Raw genomic sequence first — 26,244 nt, forward strand, 5'->3', positions numbered from 1 at the left:
ACTGATCGACGAACTCGCCGCACGTGACACGGGTGGCCCCGAATGCTAGGGATGTGCGGGTTGCCGCTGCTCCAGATTCTCCTCCTTCGGTATCCGGAACCACGCCACATAGAGTGCCGGAAGGAAAAGAAGCGTCAGTGCGGTACCGACAACGATGCCCCCCATCATGGCATAGGCCATGGGACCCCAGAAGACTTCCCGGGAGATTGGAATGAGCGCGAGAGTCGCGGCGGCCGCCGTCAGCATGATCGGACGCATCCGGTGCTCAGTCGCCTCGACGACGGCGCGCCATGGCGCTACGCCTTCGCTCCGAAGCTGTTCGATCTGCACGACCAGGATGACAGAGTTCCGGATCAGAATCCCTATCAGCGCAAGCACACCAAGGATTGCGACAAATCCCATAGGCGCGTTACTGAAGAGCAACGCTACAACCACACCGATAAGCGCCGTCGGAGCCACTGCGAACACCAGGAACAGCCTGCTGAAGCTTTGCAACTGGATCATGAGGATCGTCGCCATGGCAAATAGCATCAGCGGCGCGACCGCAGCGATCGGCCCTTGCGCCTTTGCGCTTTCCTCGACGGAACCACCGTTGGCGATGCTGTAGCCGGCTGGAAGGCCCTTGCGGAACGCGTCGACTTTGGGTTGTAGTTCGTTGACGATGGTCGCGGGCTGTGTCGGCCCGACGACGGCAGCCTTGATGGTGATTGTCGGCGTGCGCGTGCGACGCCAGATCGTCGGCTGCTCCAGCTCGTAGCGGAAATTGGCAACCGCCGAGAGCGGTACCGATTTGCCATTTGAGCCAGGCAGCTGAAGGTTCTGCAGTGTCTCGATGGAGCCGCGCTCCGAGGTTTGGGCCCTGCCGATCACATCGATGAGATAGATGTTGTCCCTGATCTGCGTGGCCGACGATCCCTCCACGATCCCGTTAAGGGTTGTTGCAATGTCTTGCGACGAGACGCCCAGTTGCCGCGCTTTGTCCTGCAGAACATCGACCTTCACGACACGAGACGGCTCATTCCAGTCAAAGGTCATGTTGGAGAGTAGCGGATGCTCGCCGACGATGCCGGCAAATTGCTGCGCGATATCCCGAACCTTCTGGATATCCGGCCCGCTAATGCGATATTGCACAGGCTTGCCGACCGGAGGCCCGATGTCGAGGAGCTTTACGAACGCATCAGTTCCGGGGAAGGTTTTCGTCAGATAATCCTGCAGTTCGCTTTTGACCTTGTCGCGAACATCAAGCCCCTTGGTCACGATAATGGTCTGCCCGAAAGACACGTCGGGCGTCTGAACATCAAAGGACAGGATGAAGCGGGGAGCACCTTGTCCGACATAACTCGTCCAGTGCTCGATATCCTTGTTGTTCGCGAGCATCTCCTGCTCGAACTTGGCCATCTGCCTGTTCGTCTCGGAGATCGAACTGTTGTGCGGCAGATTCCAATCGACGATCAGTTCGGGTCTGTCCGAGGACGGAAAGAACTGTTGCTGCACCAGGCTCATTCCACCGATGGAGAGCGCGAAGGCCACGACTGTCGCGCCGATCGTGATCCAGCGCCACCGCATCGAAAGGGTCAATAGCCAGGAAAAAGTTCTCGCCAGCCGGCCTTTCTGATCATGATGCGACTTCATTGTCTTCGGAAGGATGCTCACGCCCAAAAGTGGCGTGAACAACACAGCGACGATCCACGAAACTACGAGCGAGACGGCAATCACCACGAAAAGCGTGAAGGTGAATTCGCCCGCGGCACTGTTGTTCAAGCCTATGGGAATGAAGCCGGCGACCGTTACGAGCGTGCCCGTGAGCATCGGGAAGGCCGTAGACGTGTAGACATGTGTTGCAGCTTTTTTCAGATCGTCTCCTGCCTCCAGCCGGGCGACCATCATCTCGACGGCAATCATCGCATCGTCAACGAGAAGGCCAAGCGCAATGATCAGCGCGCCGAGCGAAATACGCTGCAGCGAAATGCCCGAATAGGCCATTACGAGGAACGTGATCGCCAGCACAAGCGGGATCGAGATCGCGACAACCAGACCCGCGCGAACGCCCAGGCTGATAAAACTGATCGCAAGAACAATGACAATCGCCTCGAACAGGGCGCGCGTGAAGCCCGACACTGCTTCGTCCACGACTTGCGGCTGATCGGAAACGCGTTGAACATCCACACCGATCGGCAGATCGGTCACGACGCGATCCATCTGCTGGTCGAGTGCCTTGCCGAATTCCAGCAGATTTGCGCCGGTCTTCATGCCAATGGCGAGACCGATTGCGGGCTGACCGTTATACCTGAACAGCGACGACGGAGGATCAATATAGCCGCGTTTAATTGTGGCAACATCGGTCAGCGGAAAGAACCGGTCGTTGACACGCAGATTGATCGACCTGAGGCTTTCCTCCGACGTAAACTGACCGCCCACACGCAAAGCGATACGCTCGGGGCCGGCGTCAACGAAGCCCGACTGAGTGACGGCGTTCTGCGCCTCCAGCGTCTCGATAACCGATTGCTGGTCGATACCAAGGGCCGCAATCTTTCGGGTCGAAAATTCAAGATAGATCGCTTCGTCTTGCGCACCGATAATGTCCACCTTACCGACATTTTGAACGGTCAAGACTTTTGCGCGGGCGTCCTCGACAAGGTCGCGAAGCTGGCGCTGCGTGAGCCCGTCGCTGGTGAAGGCGTAGATATTGCCGAAAACGTCGCCGAAGCGGTCGTTGAAAAACGGCCCCACGACGCCGCTCGGGAAATCTCCCTTGATGTCGTCGATCATGTTGCGGACGCGCACCCAGGTTGGGTTGACATCCCTGGCCTTCGTGGTCGGCAAGAGTTCAACGAAAATCGTTGTCCGGCCGGCAACCGTCTGACTGCGGGTGTAGTCAAGCGACTCCAGCTCTTCGAGCTTCTTCTCGATGCGGTCGGTGACCTGCTTGGTCACTTCCTCGGCGGATGCACCAGGCCATTGCGCTTGGATGATCATAGTCTTGATGGTAAACGCCGGGTCTTCTTCACGACCGAGACCGATGTAGGAAAACGCGCCGGCAAGAATGAAGACGATCATGAAGTACCAGACGAGCGAACGGTGCTCGAGCGCCCAGTCGGAAAGATTGAATTTTTTCACGGGTTTTCCCCTTGATCCACCCTGACAGCCTGGCCGTCAGTAAGCTTGTGAACACCAGCGACGACGATGCGTTCGCCCGGATTGACTCCCTCAGCGATGCGAACGGCGCCTCCCTCGGCAATATCTCCGTCCATCGCGATCGCCCGAATGGAGACCTTGCTGGCTGCGGTATCGACGACCCAGACGTTCGGTTTCCCGTCTTTCATCAGCACCGCGGACGATGGCAGCAGGATCAGTGGCTGGGCCACGATGGTCGCAGTAGCCGTCACGACCGAGCCCAAGCGAAACGCCGCGGGCGGATTGACGAGCGTTATTCTCGTGCGGCGGGTACGGGTCGTCGTCTCGGCTTCGGGTGCGATTTCTCTCACGACGCCGCTCGCGCGAATGGTTGGGTCTAACTGGAGGGAGACCTCAAAGGGTGACCCCACTTTGAGGCCGTCGAAGCTCGCATCCGGTATATCGATGACCGCATCCCGCTGATCGGGGCGGGCAATGGTGGCGATGCTCTGGCCTGCGGCGACAACTTGGCCCACCTCCGCAGAGGTGGCCGTCACAACGCCATCGAATTCTGCGCGAAGCTGCGCGTAGCTTAGTTGTTCTTTGGCCTTGTCCAGATTGGCCTGCGCTTTTGCAACGGCAGCAACCGCACTCCGCTGTCCCAGTTGAGCCTCTTCGAAAGCGGCCTCGCTTCCGGATCTCGTTTCAGTCAAACTCCGCTGGCGCTCTTCCGTGGAGACGGCATTTGTCAGTTGCGCCTGCGCATTGGAGAGCTCGGACTGCGCGCTTCTGAGCGCAAGCTCCAGAGCCAGCGGATCAATGGCGGCAACGACGTCACCTTTCTTGACGATGTCGCCGACGCTGACCTTGCGGGCTATCACCCGCCCGAGGACGCGAAATCCAAGCTCGGTCTCGATCTTGGCCTCGACCGTGCCTGGCAGGCTCAGGGACAAAGCGGCTGTTGATTTGGCGACAACGGAAAGAACGGGGCGGGGCGGCTCCTCACGCGCTTCATCCTGCTTCTGGCAAGACGACAGCAGCAACGGCCCAAGGAGCAGCAGGCCGGGTGTCACTCGGATACTCATTTCGCGGCTTCCTTGTCATATGAGACGACCTCGTTGGGCCGTAGGAATTTGGTGCCATCGGATACGACGATTTCACCTGGCGACACGCCCGCGCGCACGGCGAACCGGCCGGTCCCATAGCTGGAAACATCGACCGGCCGGATGGACACGCTGGACGACGACGGGTCCACGATCCAGACGGCCGGATGGCCATCCTTCGAGGTCATTGCCGACCACGGCAATTCGATTGTGTCCTGTGCGATGGAACGGAAGGAGCCGACGACCGGAGCGCCAAGCTGCATGTTCGGCGCCCCTTCGAGACCCACCTTCACCCTGATTGTTCCCGTCGACGCATCGATGGTCGGCGAGATTTCGCGTACGGCCGCATCTATTTTCTGGGATGAACTCGAAAGCAGGCCGACCGTGACATTGTTCTCAAGCTTTCGTCCGAGATAGAGGGATTCAAAGACGTTGAAGACCGCGTCACGCGGTCCTTCATGGGCAAGCGTGAAGATCCGTTGCGCGGCCTGCGCGACCTGGCCGATCTCGGCGTTTCGCGCCGTGATCACGCCGTCGGCATCGGCGCGCAATTCCGTGTACGAGAAAGCGTCTCGCGCTGTGTCGAGCTGGGCTTGCGCCGATTCGACGCTTCCTTGGGCAGTCAGCAGCGCCTCCTGGGCTTGATCAAGTGCTGCGCGGGTCGTGACTTGCGCCTTGAAAAGATTCCGCTGCCGGTCGAATGCCAGCTGGGCTTGTGTCTGCTGGGCTTGGACTGACTGCAGGTTCGCCGTGGCGACATCCAGATCGGCCCTCTGCTCTTGAGCGTCGATGCGCGCAAGCACCTGCCCTGCCTTTACGGGCGCACCGACATCGACCAGACGCTCGACGATCCGTCCACTGACCCTGAAGGACAGGTCACTCTGCACGCGAGCGTTTATCTCGCCGGTAATGAAGTTGACTTCTGCGACAGGCGCGGTCTTCACCACGACGGTCTCGACCCTCTTGGACTTCACCTCATTCGTGGCCTGCTTCTCGCACGATGAAAGCGCGACTGCGCCCATGGCCAGCAAAGCGGCAACAAGGATAGTTCTCATGAATTGACCTCTTGCATCAGTTGGCGCATTCGATATTATTGACTGACCTATTAGTCAATAGAACTCGGCAGAAATTGTCCTGGCGGCGAGCCACGGAATGATAAGGAGCGCTCAAGGTGAGACATGCCTGATACGAAGAAACTGACGCGTGCGGAGCAGAAAGCTCGCCGCCCTGCACAGATTCTCGATGCGGCCTTTGAAGAGTTCGTGGAGCGCGGCTACGTGGCGACACGCGTCGAGGATATTGCCGAAAGGGTTGGGGTAACGAAGGGGACGATCTATGTTTATTTCGAAACCAAAGAGCAGCTTTTTGAAGCGATGATCCGGCACATCTCGGTGCCCTTCGAAGATCTCTTGGCTAGCGCCCACGAACTGACCGGAACCTGTGCGGAGCGACTCGAAGGGTTTATAGCGCTAGTCTACGACCGCCTTGTCGAGAACCGCAGACTGCGGGAGTTGATGAGGTTCGTCATCGCGGAAGGATCACGCTTTCCCCAAGTCGTTGACCGGCACCACCAAGAGTTCATCGACCCGCTCAACGCGCATTTGCAGTCCCTCATCGATGAGGGCGTGAAACACGGGGAGTTCCGGCCGGCGCCAGCCGCATTCGCTGACGCGGTAGCGGCTCCTGCTATCGCCATGCTGGTCTTCAAGCTCATCTTTGGTGACCGACGAATTTTGGATAAGACGACTTACCTGGAAGCACATGTCGATCTGATTTTGCACGGTTTGATACCTTGACTGCTTCATGTGCCCAAAATTAAAGGGTAGGCAGCTGCGATTGCGTCTCATTTCAGCACTCAGGACAGTCTTGGTTGACGCTTCCAACGCGGCCAGGAGCAGCGTCAGTATTTCGACGGCGCATAGAGCTCCGGCGGAAGGACCTTGCGTTCGTAATTGGGATTGAACACCCGCTCGGGAAACGTGATGTCGTCGTGCGGTACGTCTTCGTAGGAACCCGCGTGAGCAGGTGATCGATGCAGTTGATTGCCTCGACGATGTACCAGGGCGCCTCACGGATGTTCGTGCAGGCGAAGGTTTTCCTTGGCCTCGGTCTAGGGCTTCCCAGCGTACGCGCGATTGCAGGTCCATCGGCGACAGCTTCCACTGCTTCAGGGGATCGTGGATCGGTACAGCACCATCAGAATGCAGCCGCAGGTGTTGGCTCGCCGAGCGAGAGCATCAACCGATTGGCCCAATTGAAGAAGGCGGCACCATGGATCGTGTCGGCAATTTCCAGATCGTTCAGGCCTTCGGACCGCAGCCGGGTGACTTCTTCTTCGTCGAAGGCAGATGGTGTCGCCGTCAAAGCTACCGAGGCCTCAACGATTGCATTCCACCTGCGGCTGCCGAGGTCGGTATGCGTTCCTTGGTCGAGGAGGCGCTGAACATCGCTGGTACGCTTGGAATAATGCGACGCGAAACGGGAATGGACCGAGGCGCAGAAAATGCAGCCGTTCACCCGCGACGCAGCCGTTGCCGTGAGCTCCCTATCGGCACGCGGCAGACCGGCCGTCGTGTTGTAGAAGATGTCCTTGTCGGTCTTCGTGCGAGCCTCTAGAATCTCCGGATCGCGTGCAAGCAGCATGAAGTAAGCCGACCTGGCGCGCGATGGATCGACAAGCCCGGCCCAATGCCGGTCGGTCAGTTCCGCTTCTGCGAGAGGCGCCAGCCAGGGTGTCCAGCCGATCTCGGCCTGTGTGAAGGCGGTGGGGCGGTTTTCGAACTCAGGATGGATTGCAGTCTCCGTCATGTCATCTTCACCTTATTCGGCTGCTGCTGAAGCAAGTGTCCCCTCGCCCGCCTTGGACAGCGCCGAAAGCCCTCTGACCACACGGATCTGGAATGCAAGGAAGGCGACGATCTGCGAGAGCGTGACGATCGCCGTCGTGTTCCATCCGGCATCCAGCAGTTTCTGCAAGGCAGCCGGAGAGGCCTCTCGTGGCCGGAAGACGAGCAAGTGGCTGTGGTCCAACGCGGCGGAAAGCCTGGTCCCGAGAGCGACACGGCCGAAATCGGAAACCTCGAAGATCAGGCCCGACTTGTCTTCAACCGACAGGGGTCCCGCGAGATACTTGCCGTAGGGGCCATGTGTGCGCCCCTTCTCGACCTCTGCTCTGACGGCTGCGGCAAGAGAAGCGCCGCCCGTCGTCTCAATGATGCCGGCCGTGTAGAATTCCGCCACCGCTCTTGCATCGTGCAATCCGGCAACGAAGGCCGCAACGGCAAGCCGTTCCACCCGCAAGAAGTCTACTTCCTGTACCGGTTCGAAAAGTGCGAGATAGCTCTTCTGCGCATTTGCGCGGGTTTCCGGCCGTTCCGCGCGAATGCGATCGACGAAGGATCCGGTGTGGATGCCAGCCAGAAGATCGATGACGTCAGGTGTCGAGGAGGTCATGGTCGTTACCCTTTCCTGGATAGCCGAAATGTCAGGCGGTGGCTGCAAGCCGCCGTTCCTGGTGAAGCGGCGCTTGGCGCATCCAGCCAAGCGCAGGCGCCACGATTGTTGCGGTCAGTTCCAACGAACGCAGAATGTGCTCATGTGGTGGGTCGACCGAATGCACCTGGAAAACGAGATCGGTCACCCGCGAGAGCGCGGTATCGGCCTTCAGAGACGCAATCACGTCGTCCGGTGTGCCGACATGTACGTCGAAAGCGTTGATGAGGTCTTCTGTCGTCGTACCCGTGATTTTATGGCCGCTTGCGATGAAGCGCTCGACGCTGCGCCTGAGCCCGAGATCGGCAAAATGCAGCGCCTCTTTCCTGTCATCGGCGACAAAGAGACTGCGGGAGCCGAGAATGCGCGGTTCGCGGCCGTCGGGAAGCGCTTCGAGATAGGTATCTATGATCGGATTCTGTAGCTCCCAAAGCTCTGAATGCGGCGCCTCGGGCTGACGCGGCTGCGTACGCGAGAGCATCAGACCATCTCCGTCGCGCCCGGCACGCTCGCCGCCGCCAACGGAAAAGGTCGCCTGCCAGATGCGGTCGAGCATGTGTGGCGCATCCGGATAGAGGCGGTTGCCGCCTTCCAGCTCGCGACCGGCCCAGGCATCGCGCACCGTTTTCAAGCTCTCTGCGTACACTGCGGCGCGATCGGCACTTTGCAGACCGAACGGCAGAAAGGCTGCAGGCGTTCCGCCCGTGCCGAAACCGATTTCAAGGCGGCCATTCGAAAGGATATCGAGAACCGCCGTGTCCTCCGCAACACGAACGGCATTCTCCATCGGAAGCGTGATCACGCCTGTCCCGAGCCGGATGCGCGATGTTCTGGCCGCAAGTTCGGCAAGGAAGACAAGGGGCGAAGGAAGTCCCCCTTCTTCGCCATCGAAGTGGTGCTGGGCAATCCAGGCGCTATCGAATCCGAACTTTTCCGCATGGATGATCTGCTCGGCGACCAGCCGGTAGCGGGTGGCTGGATCGGTCTGGTCGAGTACGCGACTGAAAAAGCCGAGGCGCTTCGGCTGGACGGGATATGTCATGGATTCGTTCCTGCATCGGTCAATGACGGCCGCCTGGGGATCGGCGGATATTTCTTTCCGGGAATGGCATCGATCAGTTCTCGTGTGTAGGCGCTCTGTGGATGACCGAAGACATCCTCCACCGGTCCGCTGTCGACGAGCTTGCCATCCTTCAGCACCGACACAGTGTCAGCGATCTGCCGGACCACGGCGAGATCATGGGAGACGAAAAGATAGGTCAGCCCAAGCTCCCGCTGCAGTTTGTCGAGCAATGCCAGGATCTGCGCTTGCACGGTGACGTCGAGTGCAGAAACCGCCTCGTCGAGAACCAGGATCTGCGGATCAAGAACCAGCGACCGGGCGATCGCAACGCGCTGCCGCTGTCCGCCGGAAAGCGCATGAGGCCTGCGTTGCAGCATATCGAGCGCGAGCCCGACCCTGTCGATTGTGCTTGCGACCCGCTCGGCCCTCTCAGCGCGCGGAATTGCGTCGAAATTCAGCAGCGGTTCTTCAACAATCCGGGCAATGGTCTGGCGCGGATCAAGTGAACCGAACGGGTTCTGATAGACGAGCTGGATCCTCTTGCGGAACAACCTGAGCGTTTCGCCGCGCAGCGAAGCAAGGTCGAGCCCGTCGACGATCACCTTTCCAGCCGTCGGCTTCTGGAAGGCCGCGACGGTGCGGATTGTCGTTGTCTTGCCGGACCCCGATTCACCGACGAGCGCATGCGTCGTGCCGCGCCGAACCCGGAACGAGACGTCGTCAACGGCGCGAAAGTGGTCATTCTGTCCGCCGAGGCCGAAATCCTGAATCAGATTTTCGACAACGATGATATCGTCCGACTCTGTGGCTGGTGCTCCGGCAGCGGCTGGCACGCGCCGTCGACCGGCATTGAGGGACGGCGCGTCGGCAAGAAGCTGTCGCGTATATGCACTTTGCGGCGCCCTCAGGATATCGCCGGTACGGCCTTGTTCCTGAATGCGGCCATGCTGCAGCACGACCAGCTTGTCGGCCCGGTCGGCGGCAACTCCGAGGTCGTGCGTCACCAAAAGTAGCGCCGTCCCGTATTCACGGCGCAGGTCGTCGATGAGATCGAGAATATGCTTTTGGACCGTCACATCGAGCGCGCTCGTCGGCTCGTCGGCGATAATCAGCGAGGGTCTCAATGCAATTGCGATCGCGATCAGCACACGCTGCTTCATGCCGCCGGAGAGCTCGTGCGGATACTGCTGGGCGCGCAACGTCGGCTGATAGAGGCCGACGCGCCCAAGTAGTTCGATTGCCTGAGCATAGGCGACCGGGCCGGAAGCCTCGTGGTGGATTGCGAAAATCTCCGCCACCTGTTTGCCGATCGTCTTGACCGGATTGAGCGCGTTGCCCGGATCCTGCGGTATCAGGCTGACGACCGAACCGCGAATGCCGTCCAACCGCTTCTCAGGCCAGCCGGCAATCTCTTGCCGGTTCAGCCGGATGCTGCCTTTCTCGAGGCGACCGTTTTCCGGAAGAAGGCCGATGATTGCCTGCGCCGTCGAGCTCTTCCCCGACCCCGACTCGCCGACAAGCGCCACGACCTCGCCCGGATCGACGCGGAAATCGATCCCACGCACCGCAGTATGCGCTCCGTTTCGATCGCTGTAGGACACTGTCAGCCCCGATACTTCGAGGACTGCGGAGGGCTGGGTCGCGCCGTTCGGGCGATTGACTGGTTGGATCGTCATCTCTGCACCTTTCCGATTGCCTGGCTGATCCGGTTTACCGCGAGCACGACGAGCACGACGGCGATGCCGGGTGCAGCCGTCAGCCACCATGCGGTTGCGATATGGTTGCGGCCTTCGGCAATCAGCAGGCCCCATTCCGGCGTCGGCGGTGGCGCGCCGTAGCCAAGAAAACCAAGTGTCGCAAGTTGCAGGATGGCCGATCCGACCTGCAGCGCCGCAAACGCGATGACTGAAGTCAACGAATTCGGAAGGACGTGGCGCCACAGTACGTTCAGGAAGGTGCCGCCGCTGCCGAAGGCAGCCTCGACGTATTCGCTGCGGCGCACCGTCACGACCTCGGAGCGCACGATGCGGGCAAAACTTGCAATCGACGTCACGCCGACGGCGATGGCAGCGTTTGTCGTGCCGAAGCCGAGAAGGATGATGACGCTAAGCGACAGCAATAGCGCCGGGATCGAGAGCAACACATCGATGAGACGCATGATGACGCCGTCAACCAAACCGCCCGAGGAACCCGCAAGAAGGCCGAGCGCGGTGCCGATGGCAAAGCCGATCGCGACGGCGGCAAGTGCGCCGGAAAGCGTGTGAACCGAGCCATAGACGAGCCTCGCATAAAGATCTCGGCCGAGTGAATCCGTGCCAATCAAGTGCGCCGCGCTAGGCGGCTTCAACTGCTGACCCGCAAGCCCCTGGATCGGGTCATAGACTGTAAAAAGCGCCGGAGCGACAGCCCATAGAAGCACAACAGCCAGGCTCAGAACAGCAAGCGCAAGGCCCGGCTGGACGCGGACGCCGCGCCTTTTCCCTCCGGCGATCCGCGACGCCTCATCGACCGCGGGCGCTGCAGGGATCCAATCGACCGGATTGGGACTGTCGATATTGAGGTGCCGTTCTGCACTGTCGAGACGGGTCATTGCACGGTCCCTAATTTGGTTCGCAGTCGCGGATCGAGCACGGGATAGAGCAGGTCGATCGCGAGGTTTATGGTGACGAAGGCGGCGGCGGATATCACGACGATCGCCTGCAAGACGGCGACATCCTGGAAATTCACCGCCTGTTCGGCGAGGCCGCCGATCCCGTTGAGGCCGAAGACGGCTTCAGTAACGACGGCACCGGCAAGCAGTTCGCCGAAAAGCACACCGGCGACCGTCAGCACCGGTAGCAATGCATTCTTGGCGACATGGCGCCACAACACCCAGGAATGCGATGCGCCCTTGGCGCGCACAACCGCCACGAAGGGACGCGCCAGGCCCTCATCGACGTTCCGAAGCAGTATCTGCGCCATCGGCGCGGAAATCGGAACGGCAACGGTCAGGACGGGAAGGATCAGTCCCTCCCATGGGCCGGGATTGATGACCGGAACGAGCTTGAGGCGGAACGAGAATATCTGGATCAACATGATGCCGAGCCAGAAGGTGGGAACGGAGACAAACAGCGAGGGGACCGAATGGATGAACGAATGCAGCCGGCCAAAGCCCGAAATGTTGGAAAAGATCGCAAGAATGAGGGCGAGGATTAAAGCGGCGGCAAAGCCGTACCCTGCAAGTCGGATGGTCGAAGGCAGATTGGCGGCAAGCTGCGCGCTGACGGCGACACCGCGCTGCAGCGAGTAACCGAAATTGCCGGTCAAGAAATTGCCGATCGTTTGGAGATATTGTGACGCCAGAGACCCGTCTGCCGCGTAGGCCGCACGGATGTCGGCCAGTTGTTCCGGGCTGAGGCCATATTCGGGGCTTTGGAACTTGATCAGCACCGCGTCACCAGGCATTGCCTGCAGCAGCACGAAGGAAATCGTAAAGGCGGCCCAGAGCACCAGAAGCGCCTGCCCTATGCGTGAAAGAACATATCTTGCCATGGCAAAACTCCGTCTCAGCGGGCGCAGCCCGGCGCCTTACCGGGCTGCGAACTCATCAGTGCTCCGCAAGCCAAGCGCTGTAGAAGCTCGGGCGGCCGACCGCCTCGAACGTAATGCCCTGCACGTAAGGTGCACCGGCAAAGGCCTGCGGCTCTTCGAAGATCGGGATGGCATAGGCCTGGTCGATCACGTAGGTCTGAACCTCGCCGGCGATCGCGAGGCGCTTTGCACGATCGGGTTCGGAAGAAAGCTGCTCAAGCAAACCGTTCAGCTTGCCGTCTGCAAAGGACTTCACCTTGTCGCTCAATCCGCCCTTCTGGCGAAGCACGTCGCGGTTCTTCGGATAGTATTGGCTCTTGATGACGTCGGGATCGGCGCGGCCGACCATCGCCGGCGAAACGGGCGTCTTTTCCGGATCGAGATCATCGACTGTCTTGCTGCCAGCATCGCCTGCAAGGACGTTCAGCGTCACGCCAAGTCTTGCCCATTGCTGCGCGACCAGTTGCAGCGTTTCCTTGTTCTGCGGCTGCGGCGGAGATTCATAGGCTGTCAAGACAAGCTGCCGGCCGTCGTTTGCGCGCGCGCCATTGGCACCGACCTTCCAGCCGGCATCATCGAGCAGTTTTGCTGCTTCCGCAGGATCGTAGGCGAGCTTGGCAGACAGATCGACATAACCCTGCGCCGTCGAAGCGATGATCGACTTTGCCTGCGGGTAGTTGGCAGAAAAGAGCGTCGAGACGATCTCTTGCGTATTCGTGCCGTGCAGTAGCGCCTGGCGGACGCGCAGATCGGCGACAAACGGATTGTCCGGGCGAAAGACAACGCTGTTGTTCACGCCGCGTGTGGGCGGCGCATAGATCTTGAAACCCTGGCTTTCGACCTGCTCTTCGTCATAGGCCTGCACTTGGCGGATGAAATCCGCCTGGCCAGAGAGCAGCGCGCCGATGCGCACGCTGTCCTCGCCGGTAATGACGTATTTGATGCCATCAAGATAGGCGCGACCTTGATGTTCGAGCTTCGCTGGGCCCCAGTTGTAATCTTCGCGGGCCTTCAACGAGAGCTCCTTGCCGAGCGTTTCGCTTTCGACGACAAAGGGGCCCGAGCCAATGATCTTGGTTGCATCACCGAGCTGTTCGAAGGGTAGAGTCAGCGTCTTGTGCGAAACCAGGCCGGAGCCGATGACCGACGTTCCCTGCAGAAAGCCCGGCGACGGTCTTTTGAAGTAGAATTTTACAGTCAGCGGATCGATGACTTCGGAATGGTCGTAATTGTTGATGACTTCCGAAACCGGCTGCTTCAGCACTTTATTGCCAAGACCAAAGGTGTCGTAGTTCTTCGCAACCGCATTTGCATCGAGCGGCGACCCGTCCGAGAATGTCACGCCTTTGCGGAGCTTGAAGGTATATTCCGTCGCATTATCGTTGACCGTCCAGGATTCCGCGATCCAGGGCTCGATCTCGAGCGTCTTCGGATTCTGATAGGTCAATTTATCAGTAACCTGATTGAGCACGCCACCATTCGGATAAAAGCCTCCGGCCGGCGGATAAAGATTGGTGTGCGGCTGCTGCTCAAGATAGATCAGCGTGCCGCCGTTCACCGGTTTGGCCGCATCTTCCGCGAGACCCGCAGAAGCAGAAAGTGCAAGCGACAATGCCCCAATTAAAGTCGCTGCTCCAAAATGTGTGATGCCCATGTTTATCTCCCTCAGATGAAATATGGCTGAAGGATATGGCTTCTGTCTAATAATCCATAGAATTAGTGTTCTATTTTGCGCATTCGAGATGAAATGAAGAACCACGCAGCAACGAAAACCGGCAATATCCGGCAAACGGCGACGCCCTATCGGCACGCAAATTTTGCCTACGATCGCTCGCAGCGCCTCCTTGCAGGCTGCCTTGGCGAGATCGGTAACAGTCCGCTGTTACCAACCGCCGGCTGATCGACGGGCTTAAGTTTTGTTGGTTGGGGGCACGCAACCAACGATTCCTGCGATTGGTCGAGCGCGAAATACCGAAATTGGCCGCGTAAAACGATCGCTAGCGACCACACAAAGCGGATTCACTCTATAGCCCGTCCAAATCTAAACATCATCGGCATCTTTGATCAGCCCCACCGTTTCCTGATCGAGACGCACGTGCTTCCAACTGCTGATTCCGACGAAGCCGCCCCCTTGTACCGAGATGATTGCGCCCCCTGAATTCCGGGATGATCTCGCCCCCGGGGTCTTGATTGTTTTGAGTTAACGTCGCCTTGAGTCAAGATTTTCGGGGCTGATTTCGCCGCAAGCTTTCCCCGGATAGGCCGATACGGTGGCTGTTAAACGGGCGCAACGTGAGCAATCCGAAAGCCAAGCGTAACATACCGTATACTACCCCGGGGGAGGCGTATTTTACTGCCTTAGCGCCTTCAATCGTCCTATCATCTCCTCAAATTTCGGAGGACATGGCGATGACTGCAAGCGAGACGACCCCTCAGCCGATGACCAGCGCCGAAGAGCTGCGCAAACGGGCCCTCGAACTTCAGCTTCTGGAGATGGAGCGCGACGAAAAGATCAAGGCTCGTGAAGCAAAGAAGCATGCCGAGTTCTTGGAGGACTTTTTCCGCAAGCAAATCAGTGAAAATGAACGCACCATCATCAAGCGCCTGGTGATGAAAGCCGCCGCAGACGGGAAATACGAGGCGATGATCTTCAGCTTCCCGTCCAGTCTCTGCACGGACAGCGGTCGAGGCATCAACAACAACCTGCCCGGTTGGCAGAACACCCTGCAAGGCAAGGCAAAGGAGTTTTACGATCTCTTTCAAGAAGTCGCAAAGCCCCGGGGCTACGGCCTCAAAGCTGTGATCATCAATTTCCCGGGAGGCATCCCCGGCGACGTCGGCTTCTTCCTGACCTGGCAGCCGCCCGTCGAATGATGACCCGAGCAGGCGGTCGCTCGGTGCTCGGTTGATGCTCGCAGGGCGGGAGGATGGTCGTGAAGACGATCGAAATCGAGCGAAAGTTTCTTGTCCGAAACAACACATGGCGTGCTGACGCCATCGCTTCGCATGCTTTCCAGCAGGCGTATCTCTCGCACGGGAGCAAAAATACGGTGCGCGTGCGCATTATCGACGGCCTGTCGGCTCGCCTGGCTGTGAAATTTGGCGGGCGTGGGCTCAAGAGAGAGGAATATGAATACGAGATTCCTGTTGCCGAAGCGCAGGAGCTTTTACGCCACGCGAACGGACGCGTGCTCGAAAAGAGGCGATATGACGTTTCGCATAAGGGCAGAATCTGGGAGGTCGACGTTTTCGGAGGTGCCTATCAAGGGGCTGACGATCGCAGAGATCGAAATGTCTACCGAGGACGACAAGCCCATCCTGCCCCGGTGGCTCGGACGGGAGGTTACAGGCGACATGCGATTCTCCAACCGAACGATGGCCACCCATTCGTTCGCCAGCCCCGCACTCACGCACGCGGCTACGGGCATCGGAACTAATCACGCACGATCGTCCAGTTGGAGTCGGGATTGAAGTCTTCGATCGCCGCGGCCCGCTCTTCCGTCCGCGGCCCCAGGTCGCGCTGGTAGATGATGCTCACCCCATTGATGATAAATGTCTGCACGCCGGTCACCCCATATTTGACCGGCCAGGCAAGCAACGCAAAGCCCGTGGTCATGTGGCCGTTGACGATATAGCTTTGTTTTCCGCCGAGCACATTGTCCCCTTGTCCCGTCAGGATGCGATAGCGATATCCAAAGTAACCCTCGCCTCGCTTGGCTCTATCGAAGGCGGCCGTCTCGACCAGAGCGCTTGCCGGGCTTTCTGCACCATACACGCTCGGATCCCAGTACAGACCGTCGGCCTTGCCGGGGCTGCTGATCAACCTCTGGGCATATTCGTAAATGCCATCCCCGTCCCGATCCTCGGATGCATATTCCCCCTGGGCTATGACATAGTCGTGCATGGTCTGGATTGTTGCGAGTTCATTCGCGCCGATGCGGCGGTTGACGATTTCCTGTAACCCGACCTGAGTATCGAATGCCCACTTGCCATCCTTGTCCTGCGACAGGGGGAAGGGCAACGGCCACAAAACATCTCCCACCTGAACGATCTGGCGATCTCCCAGAGCCTGAAGACGCAACTGCCGCGCAGCGCCTTCGCGGATGATACCATAGCTGGTCATCGCCTCATTGCTGGACCGCAGCTTGGCAACATCCAAGCCAAGGAGCTTTGCCAAACCGTCGAGATCGTCGTCGCTCAGCACGGTTTTGAACCGCTGAAGCGCCGCCGATGGATCGTCGAACGATGGCGGGGTTCCGGCCGCAAACTCCGAAAGGTTCGTCTGCATCTGAGCCGTGGACGGGCCTGCGAAAGCCACGGAGAGAGCCGTTCCGAGCAGCAGCGGGATCAATCTCAACTGTAGTCTCATGGTTTGTCTCCGGTAATCTGAAAGGCTGGGAACCTACCGCCGGCCGCCGCCGCCGCGGCCACCACCGCCACGCCCACCGCCACCGCCGCCGCCGTGCATCCTCGGAGGCGGACGATTGGCAACGCGGGGCGCACCGCGATGCCCGCCTCCCATGCTCTGCCCTCCTCGCTTGGAAGCAACCGCTTCGCGGCGGCCGGACTGCACGTTGCCGAGCGCGCTTGGCTGACGCGAACGATTGTCCGGTCGCGCCGCCATCTTCTTTGCGCTTGGCTTCTTGCTGGCCTTGGCGGCCGGTTTTGATGGACGGTTCGCAGCAGTGGCCGGGCGATTGGCCGCATTACCTGGACGAGCATCCGGACGGGATGCGCCTGGTCGATTGGCGGCGACATTTCCCGCCTGCGATCTCGGATTTGCCTTCAGGCCTTCTGCCGTGCGCTTGCGGATGTCGTCAGCACGGGCGCTGATACCTCCGGTGCCTGGCCCGATGTTGCCCTGGCGGTTGCTAACCTTGTTCTTGATCTGGTTGCGGTTGTCGGATTGGAGGCTGGACTTGATCGCCGAACGATCGAGATTGGCGATCTGATCCTTTCCGATACTCAGCTTGCTTCGGTCCACTTTGGTCCAGTCGACGTCGTTCCACTTGACCTTGCCATTGAAATTTCGATCGTTGAAGCAGTTGTTGCAGTCGATGTCGACGTCACCACCCCAATCGCCGCCCCACACGCCCCAGTCGTCCCAGTTAACGATTGCGGCCCATGCGACCCCGGTTATCGCACCAGCGAAGAATGCGGCGCCTGGATAGTAGTAGCTGTCGTAGGGATCGGGATAGTAGGAGATCGGCTCGATCGCGTAGCCCGGTTCATAGAACATTTCCGGGGGGTATTGCGGGATGTAAACCTTCTCCGGATTGGTCGGCCTTATGACGATATTTTCGTTCTCCGTGAAAACAGTCACCTTATCGTCCGTCTTGATGATGTCCTTTGCCACCGCCTCGTCGCGAAGCTGCTGAATGGCAATAAGCACGTCCTTTTGCTGATTGGTGAGTGCACTGGCAAGCGACTGCGTCCAATCGAGATCGTCGCTCATCATCTTGACGATATCGGGATAATTCAAAAGCGAGATGACGCTGCCATCCCAATCGTCTTTCGGCTTGAGATCGACGTCCTTCTTTTTGGCCTCCAGGAAGCGGGCTGCCTCCACGACTTCTAGCGGAAACAGCGACGCCGCCGAGATCGCGGCGACCAACTCATCCGGATAAAGGGCGATGCGGGCCACAAGCACCTCGAGCTCGTCCTCGGAAAGCAGGTCGGTTTCCGCCCCGGCCTCGACAGTCTGCGCGGACGCGGGTTTTGGTTTTGGTGTCGGTGTTGGTGCCTGCGAGTACGCCAGGGGGCCTGGATGCAGCGATATGATTGCGAGGGCGGAGAGTCCGCCGAGCAGTCTGCGGGAAATTGCTTTCATCGCGCATCGGTCTCCTATCAATCAAACCAGCTGCTATGATGCGTGCCTCACGGAGAGTTTGGTCTGGTGTTCGGTGGTCGCCTGAGCATCACGATCTTCGACTGGGCGAGCGCCTCTCTCATTTCCAACAAAAGGGCATCGACCAGGGCGGCATATTCTTGCCGCCGCGCTTCCCGCAGGCCGTCCGGCAGGTGTTCGGCATGCGCCAAGGCCTCCTCTGCGGCAGCCAGGTCCTCGCACATGCTGTGAAATGCTTCATTCACATAAAAGAGCCGCTGCACCAGCCTCTTTTGGTCAGGGAAATGTGTCTCGGCCGTCTCGAGAATCGACAAATGGGTCGAGTTGCTGTTTCCCGGAGTCATCCCCGCCTCCGCCATCGAAGCGCGTTAAGCAGATCGGCACACTATATACTAGCTGCAGAGGGCGGAGGCGTAACTTACGCGATTATACGTTGGCCAGGCTTCCCGACGGGCAAAACCGGTTCGGCGTGCTGAACAAATCCCGCATCCCTAAGCAAGTCGGCCGCAGCGGCCATTCGTGGTCATCCTGCAGCAGCGATCCGCCTTGATCGCATCGATAGAGGTTACACGATGCTACGGGCCTTTGGACCAAAGCGGGTCTAATATTTATGGTCGACGGTCGATAGCGACCGAACGGCTCGGCTGGGCCAAGCCGAAAAGGAGGGGCCGTGTTTCTCGACTATTTTGGCTTGGGCGTGCTGGTCTTCGCCGTCGTCACCTTGTCCTACGCGGTGATCGCGATCCACGACATTCCGCATCTGATGGCCAAGGCGCGAAACCATCCTCATCAGGACGCGATACATGTCGCGGGATGGGTCAGCCTTTTCACGCTCCATGCCATTTGGCCGTTCCTTTTTCTGCGCATGAGCAGTTGGATGAACTACGTGTTTCTCGAACACTGAAGTAAGACGCCGGTCCCTTCGAGCGTCGTCGATGCGACGGAGGGAAACAGGAGCCAAGGACAAAGTGATAAGGAGCAAGCAGTGATAGGCAGTCTTCCGTTGTTGCGGGGCTTGGCTGGTTTCAATCGAGATTGGCTCCGCAGTGATATTCCGGCCGGGCTGTCGATTGCCGCGGTCGGCTTGCCGAGCGCCATCGCCTACCCGGCGATTGCCGGTCTGCCGCCGGAAACCGGAATTTATGCAAGCATCGTTGCTCCGATCGCCTACGCGATCTTCGGTCCTTCCCGGCTCTTGGTCGTCGGTCCCGACGCCGCCACTATGACCGTGCTTGCTGCTGCTATGGGCGTCATCATCGCAGCCGAGCCCGCTGCCGCCGGCGTCGATCGGGTTGCCATCGCATCGGCCCTGGCCCTCGGCGTCGGTGTCTTCTGCATCGCTGCGAGACTGCTGAAGCTCGGAGTCCTGGCAAGCTTTCTATCCCGTCCGATCCTCGTTGGGTTCTTCGCAGGGGTGTCGCTCTCGATCCTCGTCGGGCAGATCGGTCGCTTCACTGGGGTGAAGATCGAGTCGGATGGGCTGATTCCGCCACTCGTCGAGATCCTCGGAAAGAGCGCCTCCATCCACTGGCCGTCGCTCCTCTTCGGCCTGTCGATGTTTGCACTGCTTTGGATCATCAAGGCAATCAACCTCAAAATCCCAGGCCCTGTTCTCGTCGTCGTGATCTCCGTCATACTCTCGGCGCTCTTCGACTTCCAACGGCACGGCATCGCCGTCGTAGGCGACATCCCGAGCGGGTTGCCGACGCTCTCCTTGCCGGCACTTTACACGATGCCTCTCGACAAGATCGTACTTGGTTCGGCTGCGATCTTTCTCGTGAGCTTTGGCGCCGGGATCGTAGCTGCGCGAAGCTTTGGGTCGCGCACCGGCGAAGAGGTTGATGCAAATCAGGAGCTGATCGGCCTTGGCGCTTCCAACATCGCGCCGGGACTCTTCGGCTCCTTTCCGGTCAGCGTGTCGGATTCCCGAACCGCCATCAATCTGTCGACAGGTGGCGTCTCACAAGCCGCAGGGCTGGTTTCGGCCGCCACGCTGATTGCAGCACTTGTTTTTCTTCATAGCGCCCTGCGGATACTTCCTATCCCTGCGCTCGCCGCCATACTTGCAACGGCGGCCATCAGCCTCATCGACGTTCACGAACTCAAGAAGATCTGGCGCATCAGCCGCATGGAATTCGTCTTTGCGCTGATCGCCATGTGGGGCGCAATCAGTTTCGGCGTTCTCAACGGTGTGATCGTCGCCGTTGCCGCAACCCTCGTCTATTTGTTGCGCAAAACGATGTTTCCGCGCGACGGCCTTCTTGGCCACATCGAAGGACGGCACGGTTTCTTCGACCTCGCCCGCTTCCCGGAAGCTCGTCCGGTCGAAGGCGCGGCAGTCTTCGCGATCCAGGGCAGCATCCTATTCTACAACGCCGATTATGTGCGCATGCGGCTGATTCAGGTTGCGAAAGAGCTCGCCGCCGGAACCAGGTGCCTTGTTCTCGATGCCAGCGCCATAACGCATATCGACAGCACCGGCGCTGCAGCGCTCGACACGGTGGCCGGGGACCTTGCGAAGCGGGACATCATCTTCGCGATTGCCGACCTGAGCGAGGAAAGCAGGGGCATTCTCGACCGTGCCGGCGTCATCAAGGCGATCGGCGCTCACAACCTTTTCAATGGCAGAGAAGAAGCGCTGCGGACGCTCATAGGCAATTCCGCACGGCAGTGAATGTGGGTGACATGAAGACAATGGAGGAAGCGATGAACGAAGTATATGAGCCGCAGCAAGAGACACCAACCGAACGCAAAGGAAAGAACAAGAATCGGAAATTGTGGAACTACAACAAGGAGATCAAACGGCTGCAGGTCGAACTGGCGCATCTGCAGGCATGGGTAAAGAAATCGGGCGCTAGGATCGTCATTATATTCGAAGGGCGTGACGCCGCCGGGAAGGGCGGCATGATCAAGCGGATAACGGAGAAGGTCAGCCCACGCGTCTTTCGCGTCATCGCCTTGCCCGCTCCCACCGATCGTGAAAAGTCGCAGATCTTTATGCAGCGGTACATTGCGCACTTGCCTGCGGCGGGCGAGGTCGTGATCTTCGACCGCAGTTGGTACAACCGAGCGGGAGTTGACCGTGTGATGGGCTTCACCAGCGATAAAAAGGCCCAACGCTTCCTTGAACTGGCACCCCGCTTCGAGGCCGCAATCGTGGAAAGCGGCGTCATTCTGCTGAAGTATTTCCTGACCGTCAGCGAGGAGGAACAAGACCGTCGCTTCAAGCGCCGCATCGATGACCCGGTCAGGCAGTGGAAACTCAGCCCGATGGATGTCGAGTCCTACCAGCGCTGGTGGGACTACACCCGCGCTTATGACGAGATGTTGCGGATGACCGACAGCAACCACGCGCCGTGGTGGATTGTCCCGTCCGACGACAAGGAGCGCGCGAGGGTGAACTGCATCTCGCACATCCTGCAATCCATTCCCTATGAGCGCGTGAAGTTCGACGCGCCCGACCTTGGAAAGCGCCAGAAGCGCCCGTCGGGCTTCATCGAGGATCACAGCATTCGGCACGTCGTGCCCGACACGACCTCGTGAAAATGGCGTCGGCTGGGACGGCCGAGGATGGGATGCGACGATGGAACCGTCAGCAACAGATGCGACGGCGCAAGCCGCCGAAGCGAGGCAAATTTCAATAGAGGCAAGAGTAAGCGACCTCGTCAGACTGGGCATCATCGGGCTCTTTGCCTATTGGACCCTGCTTCTCATCGCTCCTTTCGCGCTGATCGCCGTCTGGTCAGCCATCCTTGCGGTGGCGCTCTTTCCCATGTTCGAGGCACTTTCGAGGCTGTTCGGAAACAGGCCCGTGATTGCCGCGACTGTCATTGTCGTGGCCTGTCTCGTTTTGATTATCGCACCGCTGGCACTCGTTGCCGTCAACTTTGTCGACGCGTTACAGGCGCTCGTCGGAAAATTGCGAACCGAAAACTTTGCGTTGCCAGCAGCGCCGGCAACCATTCGCGAATGGCCGATTGTCGGTGAACGAATCTATGGCGCATGGAACCAGCTCGCAAGCAATCTGGCGTCGACCATCATAAAGTTTCAAGCGCCAATTCGTGAGGTCATGGGCGTCGTTATCACAAAGTTTGCTTCGATCGGCGGCGGCGTGTTGAGCTTCATCGCCTCGATCATTCTCTCCGGCATCTTTCTCACCATGTCGGCGCGCCTGGCTGTGGCAATACAGATACTTGCAAGCCGGATCGCTGGCGACAAGGGCGTCGGCTTTGCGCGTCTGGCCGGAACGACCGTGCGAAATGTCTCACGGGGGGTCATAGGCGTCGCCTTCCTGCAGGCGCTGTTATGCGGGCTGTGCTTTGCCTTCTTTGGCGTTCCGGCAAGCGGAGCCTTAACTTTTCTGGTGTTTGTCCTCTGCGTGATGCAGCTTGGGCCTGCGCTCGTACTCATGCCCGTTGTCGTTTGGGCGTGGCTCTCCTGGCCGGCTTTGATCGCATTTGCCTTTACCGTCGTGGCGGTCCCCATCATGATCGTCGACAACATATTGAAGCCGATCTTGATGGCGAGAGGCCTCTCGACCCCAATGCCGGTAATACTGATTGGCGTGATAGGGGGCACCCTGTCATACGGCCTGCTGGGGCTGTTTTTGGGGCCGGTCGTTCTCAGCGTCTTCTATGAACTGCTGAGAGCCTGGGTCTGGCCCTCAGAGGCATCAAGCGGACCGAGAAGTGCCCGGGACATAAGCGTGACCGGCGAGCCGGATCGTACGAAGACACAATAAACTCGTGTCATCTCATCGGAAGACGAAATATTTCTATCCTCCAAGGGAACTATCTTCCACTCCCAAGTGCTTGTTCTTGCAAGTGATACGAAATCGTTGGAACGACAGATCGTTCCATCTGAGGTCTGCATCAATATATTTTCTCAATGGGACGTTCGGCCATGGCCGCCGGGAGGCAGTGCGATGTGCTTTTAATTGGTAACATTGATCATCAATTGTTCTCGCTTGGATCAATCCGTCGATGACGCCGTAAGTGGCAACGCTATGAGCCCTGTTAGGCCAAGGCGGCCCTCTGTCCCGATGATCAGGAACTGCCGCAAAGAATGGTGAGCGATTCGCCCATATTCCCCGAATAAGCCCGGCGGAAGTCCGATATGCAAGAGAGATCGTCCCCAAGGCGTCCCAAATTCCCGCTGATGTCTCTATTCCGCGCTGTCCCGGTCGGTCGCGTTCAAAGCCTTCACCGTGACAGCTGCAACGATGCCAGTCAGCACAATTCCCGCAAAACCGATCACCAATGCCAGCACCCTCGCCGCGACATGTTTGGGCGTAAAGTCGCCATAGCCGATGGTGAGTCCTGTTACGAAGGTAAAGTAGAGGGCTTCATCGATCCGCCAATTCTCTATGCGCCAAATTGCAAGCCCGGATCCAACCATTACCGAAATGATTCCGGACAGGATTGGCCAGATCACACGAAGCTGCTGGACGAGCGCGATGAAGAATAGGCGCCTCATTTGCTTCGGGAGGCGCGGCTCGCTGCCTGTTTCTGTCGGCACGACTTTCGACCTTTCTGAGGTTCATCGTCAGGAGAGCCGTGAAGGGTGAGACCGGAAACATCTCGGGATCCTTATCCAACCGCCAACAGGCGCTCATGCATCCGTCCGCTCCTCCTTACTGCAAGTGATGGCCCTTGCCCCTGGGACGCGAGACTTTATCGCAGATCGGTTTCACCGCATCGCCGGGGGCAAGACATACAGCGTCATGGCGAAGATCATATAAACCATCAACGCCAATACGCCGACAAACCATGCCGACCGCCCGCTGTTGGTGACGAACATCGCGGTGACGGTCGCAAGGAGCACCATCACCACAGCACCCGGCCAGAACTGCAGGTCCATCGGCGACGGGCCGATCAGGTAACTCAACAAGACCAGGACGGGTGCGACGAACAACGCGATCTGGGAAGCGCTCCCCAGTGCGATACCCACGCTCAAGTCGAGTCGGTTCTTGCGTGCAGCGGAAAACGCCGAGGCCATTTCGGCGGCGCCGCCAACCAGTGCGACGACGATGAAACCGACAAAGGCAGGGGTCATTCCGAACGCTTGGGCTGCCTTTTGCACGGACTCGACGAAAATCTCACTCACCAGCGCCACGAGCACGGTGACACCGGCAAGTGTGGCCAGGGCCAGGCTGATCGGCCACGGCACTTCGCCTGTTTGGGTATGATCCGCTCCGGCGAAAATCTCACGATGTGTCCTGAGCGTGAACAGCAGGCCCAGTCCGTATCCGGCCATGAGCAGAACGGCCAAGCCAAGGCTGAGTTTTTGGGCTGCTGCAGCAGCTGATGTCGAGTCCGCTCCGGCAACCGCCGAAGGCATCAGCAGGGCGATTGTGGCCAAAAAAAGCAGGCCCGATTGAAGACGTGCGCTGGCTCGGTTGAACTCCTGGAAGTGATATTTGAGCCCGCCAAGCAGAAACGACGCCCCCAACATGAACAGCGTGTTGGTGACGATCGCGCCGGCGATGGATGCCTTCACCAACGTGTACTCCCCGGCGCGCAGGGCAGCCAGCGCGATGACCAGTTCGGTTAGATTTCCCAAGGTGGCATTGAGCAGCCCGCCGGCGGCGTCACCCGTCTTGGCGGCAACGGATTCGGTAGCGTGACTTAGCAACCCAGCCAACGGCACAATGGCGAGCACCGACAGGATGAAGAGCGCCGTGTGAGCTTCGGGGACGAGTATCGCAGCAGCGAACACCACCGGCACAGCGGCCAGTAACCATAGCATTGGGCTGTCGCGAATCTCTTTCAAAAGGAGGTTCAATTGCGCACTCCCGTTCGGTCACCCAGCCGGATGGGTCTTCGTCCCGCCAATGCAGTGATTGCGGACAGCGATGACCTCTTCCAGCGCGCGCTCAATGCCACTTGTCCGATCGAGCTGAAGCTCGGATTGCCTCGACCTGCTCTGCACTACCAGGGTACCTGACGACCGAAAATCGGTTGGTATGAAATGTCCGCACAGCTTTCGGCAAGTTTTCAAACCAATTCATCCCTCGGTGTTCCTTGCGACACTCCTGAGCTATCGCAGCAGCAACCGCAGTTCCAACAACCGGGGCCAACTTCCTGATCGCGCCTACACCCTCGGAAGATGATGCATCCCTTCACTTCTAGATTAGCCGAACAATGAGGCGGCGTCATTGAGCCGGATCAACGGACACAAGACCGATCCAATCCGCGAAGGAGTATCCCACCTTGGGCGCCGGCGCTCGGTGTCGGCACGATGCTATCTCCAAAAGATGTTACGCGATGCCACACTGATCATACGTCCAAAGATGATAATGTCATAGAGGGTCAACGATGACCGGCAATTGAACTCCGGGGCGATGGATCATTGATGTCGTTTGAGACGGAGATGCCGCTTTTAGCCAGGCGCGGATCCGCCTTTTTGAGTGCGACTGTGAGAAGTCTATGACCTCATGCCGGACGCTGTGTTCTTCCTCAACGGCGGCTATAGAATCTCGACCTGCAACAGGACGGCAGCGCGTTGTTTGGTTATTTGTTATGACGAGGACGAGTTGATCGGCCGTGGCAGTTTCGTCTGGCAAGCGGTGCGTACGACTGGAAGGACGTTGAGCCTATGACGGCTCGGTGCGCGCAGGAATAGCGATGACAAAGAGCGGAGAGACGCTTCCGACGTTTTTGACGATTGTCAAAGAGGAAGGTGCGAAAGACACCTCAACAAATGTGATGGCCAAGATGGGAGCACACGCAATCTTGCGGAACTCAGGCGGATGATCATAGCCTCGTACGGGATCGTACATCCGCTCGCGAATATGGCGGCCTCGTCCCGAACCCGCAGCCTGCCTTCATCAGGCGGATCAAATTCAATTTTTGCTACCACTCATAGCTCTAAGATATTATAAGTTAGAAATGCCTTAAATAATGGGCATGATCCTGCTTGGGGGGCGATCATGAACAGCGCAGAGGTCAACCGTTTCAGCAGCCCTGGACCAACGGCAGAAGAAGTCTGCCAGCAACTTGAACGGGTCTTTTCAAGCGGGGAATTTCATTCGACGGAGCGAGGCCGAAGGTTCC

Annotated in this window: 22 protein-coding genes and 3 pseudogenes; 9 read left to right on the forward strand and 16 right to left on the reverse strand. The window is 58.9% G+C overall.

The window, feature by feature from the left end; all coding sequences use genetic code 11:
- Positions 1–45 precede the first annotated feature (45 nt).
- The 3 genes from BN1800_RS22135 to BN1800_RS22145 are packed head-to-tail and all read right to left on the reverse strand — an operon-like array spanning position 46 to position 5,272.
- The gene (locus BN1800_RS22135; RefSeq protein ID WP_087001103.1) at positions 46–3,117 is read right to left on the reverse strand and encodes an efflux RND transporter permease subunit; all 3,072 of its coding nucleotides are present in this window, start codon (positions 3,115–3,117) and stop codon (positions 46–48) included.
- Complete coding sequence (locus BN1800_RS22140; RefSeq protein ID WP_027511487.1) at positions 3,114–4,199, reverse strand: efflux RND transporter periplasmic adaptor subunit; 1,086 nt, start codon at positions 4,197–4,199, stop codon at positions 3,114–3,116. The genes BN1800_RS22135 and BN1800_RS22140 overlap by 4 nt, the downstream gene beginning before the upstream one ends.
- Positions 4,196–5,272: an efflux RND transporter periplasmic adaptor subunit gene (locus BN1800_RS22145; RefSeq protein WP_087001105.1), complete on the reverse strand. Its 1,077-nt coding sequence runs from the start codon at positions 5,270–5,272 to the stop codon at positions 4,196–4,198. Before BN1800_RS22145 ends, BN1800_RS22140 begins: the two co-directional genes overlap by 4 nt.
- 123 nt (positions 5,273–5,395) lie before the next feature.
- On the opposite strand from BN1800_RS22145, the gene BN1800_RS22150 reads away from it, so the two are divergent.
- Positions 5,396–6,013: a TetR/AcrR family transcriptional regulator gene (locus tag BN1800_RS22150; protein WP_087001107.1), complete on the forward strand. Its 618-nt coding sequence runs from the start codon at positions 5,396–5,398 to the stop codon at positions 6,011–6,013.
- A 104-nt stretch (positions 6,014–6,117) separates the two neighbouring features.
- Here BN1800_RS22150 and BN1800_RS22155 read toward each other — a convergent pair.
- From BN1800_RS22155 to BN1800_RS22190, 8 genes and pseudogenes are all read right to left on the reverse strand, one after another.
- Positions 6,118–6,400, reverse strand: a pseudogene (locus BN1800_RS22155) (polyphosphate kinase 2); the annotation flags it as partial.
- A gap of 13 nt (positions 6,401–6,413) precedes the next feature.
- Positions 6,414–7,025: an alkylhydroperoxidase domain protein gene (locus BN1800_RS22160; protein ID WP_027511490.1), complete on the reverse strand. Its 612-nt coding sequence runs from the start codon at positions 7,023–7,025 to the stop codon at positions 6,414–6,416.
- 12 nt (positions 7,026–7,037) lie between these two features.
- Complete coding sequence (locus BN1800_RS22165) at positions 7,038–7,670, reverse strand: CMD domain protein (RefSeq protein ID WP_027511491.1); 633 nt, start codon at positions 7,668–7,670, stop codon at positions 7,038–7,040.
- A gap of 31 nt (positions 7,671–7,701) precedes the next feature.
- Complete coding sequence (locus BN1800_RS22170) at positions 7,702–8,751, reverse strand: putative FMN-dependent luciferase-like monooxygenase (protein WP_087001109.1); 1,050 nt, start codon at positions 8,749–8,751, stop codon at positions 7,702–7,704.
- On the reverse strand, positions 8,748–10,448 hold the full coding sequence (locus tag BN1800_RS22175) for a dipeptide ABC transporter ATP-binding protein (protein WP_087001111.1): 1,701 nt from the start codon (positions 10,446–10,448) through the stop codon (positions 8,748–8,750). Before BN1800_RS22175 ends, BN1800_RS22170 begins: the two co-directional genes overlap by 4 nt.
- Positions 10,445–11,362, reverse strand: a complete 918-nt coding sequence (locus BN1800_RS22180; RefSeq protein WP_087001113.1) for an ABC transporter permease — start codon at positions 11,360–11,362, stop codon at positions 10,445–10,447. Before BN1800_RS22180 ends, BN1800_RS22175 begins: the two co-directional genes overlap by 4 nt.
- Positions 11,359–12,303: an ABC transporter permease gene (locus BN1800_RS22185; protein WP_087001114.1), complete on the reverse strand. Its 945-nt coding sequence runs from the start codon at positions 12,301–12,303 to the stop codon at positions 11,359–11,361. The genes BN1800_RS22180 and BN1800_RS22185 overlap by 4 nt, the downstream gene beginning before the upstream one ends.
- A 55-nt stretch (positions 12,304–12,358) precedes the next feature.
- A complete protein-coding gene (locus BN1800_RS22190) occupies positions 12,359–13,996 on the reverse strand; it encodes a TIGR04028 family ABC transporter substrate-binding protein (RefSeq protein WP_087001116.1) in 1,638 nt (545 codons plus the stop codon).
- Between the two features lie 93 nt (positions 13,997–14,089).
- On the opposite strand from BN1800_RS22190, the gene BN1800_RS41485 reads away from it, so the two are divergent.
- The 3 genes and pseudogenes from BN1800_RS41485 to BN1800_RS22200 all read left to right on the forward strand — a co-directional run bounded on the left by BN1800_RS41485 (position 14,090) and on the right by BN1800_RS22200 (position 15,813).
- Positions 14,090–14,242: a hypothetical protein gene (locus BN1800_RS41485; RefSeq protein ID WP_179213856.1), complete on the forward strand. Its 153-nt coding sequence runs from the start codon at positions 14,090–14,092 to the stop codon at positions 14,240–14,242.
- A 509-nt stretch (positions 14,243–14,751) separates the two neighbouring features.
- Positions 14,752–15,216, forward strand: coding sequence for a hypothetical protein (locus BN1800_RS22195; protein ID WP_027511497.1), 465 nt, complete (start codon positions 14,752–14,754; stop codon positions 15,214–15,216).
- 53 nt (positions 15,217–15,269) lie between these two features.
- Positions 15,270–15,813: pseudogene (locus BN1800_RS22200) on the forward strand (CYTH domain-containing protein).
- Here the strand turns inward: BN1800_RS22200 and BN1800_RS22205 are convergent.
- From BN1800_RS22205 to BN1800_RS22215, 3 genes are read right to left on the reverse strand one after another with little or no spacing between them, the layout of a single operon-like run.
- Positions 15,776–16,711, reverse strand: coding sequence for a DUF2950 family protein (locus BN1800_RS22205; protein ID WP_087001118.1), 936 nt, complete (start codon positions 16,709–16,711; stop codon positions 15,776–15,778). The pseudogene BN1800_RS22200 and the gene BN1800_RS22205 overlap by 38 nt on opposite strands.
- Positions 16,712–16,744: 33 nt before the next feature.
- The gene (locus BN1800_RS22210) at positions 16,745–18,172 is read right to left on the reverse strand and encodes a DUF3300 domain-containing protein (protein ID WP_087001120.1); all 1,428 of its coding nucleotides are present in this window, start codon (positions 18,170–18,172) and stop codon (positions 16,745–16,747) included.
- Between the two features lie 47 nt (positions 18,173–18,219).
- Complete coding sequence (locus tag BN1800_RS22215) at positions 18,220–18,534, reverse strand: hypothetical protein (protein WP_087001122.1); 315 nt, start codon at positions 18,532–18,534, stop codon at positions 18,220–18,222.
- Positions 18,535–18,860: 326 nt separating this feature from the next.
- On the opposite strand from BN1800_RS22215, the pseudogene BN1800_RS22220 reads away from it, so the two are divergent.
- The 4 genes and pseudogenes from BN1800_RS22220 to BN1800_RS22235 form a co-directional block, all read left to right on the forward strand.
- Positions 18,861–19,052 (forward strand): annotated as a pseudogene (locus BN1800_RS22220) (DUF3302 domain-containing protein); the annotation flags it as partial.
- A 123-nt stretch (positions 19,053–19,175) separates the two neighbouring features.
- Positions 19,176–20,864: a SulP family inorganic anion transporter gene (locus tag BN1800_RS22225; protein ID WP_027511502.1), complete on the forward strand. Its 1,689-nt coding sequence runs from the start codon at positions 19,176–19,178 to the stop codon at positions 20,862–20,864.
- Positions 20,865–20,896: 32 nt separating this feature from the next.
- Entirely contained in the window at positions 20,897–21,733 is an 837-nt protein-coding gene (gene ppk2, locus BN1800_RS22230; RefSeq protein WP_087001146.1) for a polyphosphate kinase 2, read from the forward strand.
- 40 nt (positions 21,734–21,773) lie between these two features.
- Positions 21,774–22,931 (forward strand): AI-2E family transporter, encoded by a 1,158-nt coding sequence (locus BN1800_RS22235; protein WP_087001123.1) that lies wholly within the window; start codon positions 21,774–21,776, stop codon positions 22,929–22,931.
- 422 nt (positions 22,932–23,353) lie between these two features.
- Here BN1800_RS22235 and BN1800_RS22240 read toward each other — a convergent pair whose 3' ends face one another.
- Both BN1800_RS22240 and cax read right to left on the reverse strand, forming a co-directional pair.
- Entirely contained in the window at positions 23,354–23,665 is a 312-nt protein-coding gene (locus BN1800_RS22240) for a potassium channel family protein (protein ID WP_179213857.1), read from the reverse strand.
- 213 nt (positions 23,666–23,878) lie between these two features.
- Positions 23,879–24,973, reverse strand: a complete 1,095-nt coding sequence (gene cax, locus BN1800_RS22245) for a calcium/proton exchanger (RefSeq protein ID WP_087001125.1) — start codon at positions 24,971–24,973, stop codon at positions 23,879–23,881.
- On the opposite strand from cax, the gene BN1800_RS41490 reads away from it, so the two are divergent.
- On the forward strand, positions 24,974–25,135 hold the full coding sequence (locus BN1800_RS41490) for a hypothetical protein (RefSeq protein WP_179213858.1): 162 nt from the start codon (positions 24,974–24,976) through the stop codon (positions 25,133–25,135).
- Positions 25,136–26,244: the final 1,109 nt, after the last annotated feature.

The organism is Rhizobium sullae (genome assembly GCF_900169785.1).
In the GTDB taxonomy this organism is placed as follows: domain Bacteria; phylum Pseudomonadota; class Alphaproteobacteria; order Rhizobiales; family Rhizobiaceae; genus Rhizobium; species Rhizobium sullae.

Excerpts from the sequence above, each read along its gene's own strand:
- BN1800_RS22140 (WP_027511487.1), bottom strand. The coding sequence starts at position 4,199 with ATGAGTATCCGAGTGACACCCGGCCTGCTGCTCCTTGGGCCGTTGCTG.
- BN1800_RS22145 (WP_087001105.1), bottom strand. The coding sequence starts at position 5,272 with ATGAGAACTATCCTTGTTGCCGCTTTGCTGGCCATGGGCGCAGTCGCG.
- BN1800_RS22150 (WP_087001107.1), top strand. The coding sequence starts at position 5,396 with ATGCCTGATACGAAGAAACTGACGCGTGCGGAGCAGAAAGCTCGCCGC.
- BN1800_RS22160 (WP_027511490.1), bottom strand. The coding sequence starts at position 7,025 with ATGACGGAGACTGCAATCCATCCTGAGTTCGAAAACCGCCCCACCGCC.
- BN1800_RS22165 (WP_027511491.1), bottom strand. The coding sequence starts at position 7,670 with ATGACCTCCTCGACACCTGACGTCATCGATCTTCTGGCTGGCATCCAC.
- BN1800_RS22170 (WP_087001109.1), bottom strand. The coding sequence starts at position 8,751 with ATGACATATCCCGTCCAGCCGAAGCGCCTCGGCTTTTTCAGTCGCGTA.
- BN1800_RS22175 (WP_087001111.1), bottom strand. The coding sequence starts at position 10,448 with ATGACGATCCAACCAGTCAATCGCCCGAACGGCGCGACCCAGCCCTCC.
- BN1800_RS22180 (WP_087001113.1), bottom strand. The coding sequence starts at position 11,362 with ATGACCCGTCTCGACAGTGCAGAACGGCACCTCAATATCGACAGTCCC.
- BN1800_RS22185 (WP_087001114.1), bottom strand. The coding sequence starts at position 12,303 with ATGGCAAGATATGTTCTTTCACGCATAGGGCAGGCGCTTCTGGTGCTC.
- BN1800_RS22190 (WP_087001116.1), bottom strand. The coding sequence starts at position 13,996 with ATGGGCATCACACATTTTGGAGCAGCGACTTTAATTGGGGCATTGTCG.
- BN1800_RS41485 (WP_179213856.1), top strand. The coding sequence starts at position 14,090 with ATGAAGAACCACGCAGCAACGAAAACCGGCAATATCCGGCAAACGGCG.
- BN1800_RS22195 (WP_027511497.1), top strand. The coding sequence starts at position 14,752 with ATGACTGCAAGCGAGACGACCCCTCAGCCGATGACCAGCGCCGAAGAG.
- BN1800_RS22205 (WP_087001118.1), bottom strand. The coding sequence starts at position 16,711 with ATGAGACTACAGTTGAGATTGATCCCGCTGCTGCTCGGAACGGCTCTC.
- BN1800_RS22210 (WP_087001120.1), bottom strand. The coding sequence starts at position 18,172 with ATGAAAGCAATTTCCCGCAGACTGCTCGGCGGACTCTCCGCCCTCGCA.
- BN1800_RS22215 (WP_087001122.1), bottom strand. The coding sequence starts at position 18,534 with ATGACTCCGGGAAACAGCAACTCGACCCATTTGTCGATTCTCGAGACG.
- ppk2 (WP_087001146.1), top strand. The coding sequence starts at position 20,897 with ATGAACGAAGTATATGAGCCGCAGCAAGAGACACCAACCGAACGCAAA.
- BN1800_RS22235 (WP_087001123.1), top strand. The coding sequence starts at position 21,774 with ATGGAACCGTCAGCAACAGATGCGACGGCGCAAGCCGCCGAAGCGAGG.
- BN1800_RS22240 (WP_179213857.1), bottom strand. The coding sequence starts at position 23,665 with ATGAGGCGCCTATTCTTCATCGCGCTCGTCCAGCAGCTTCGTGTGATC.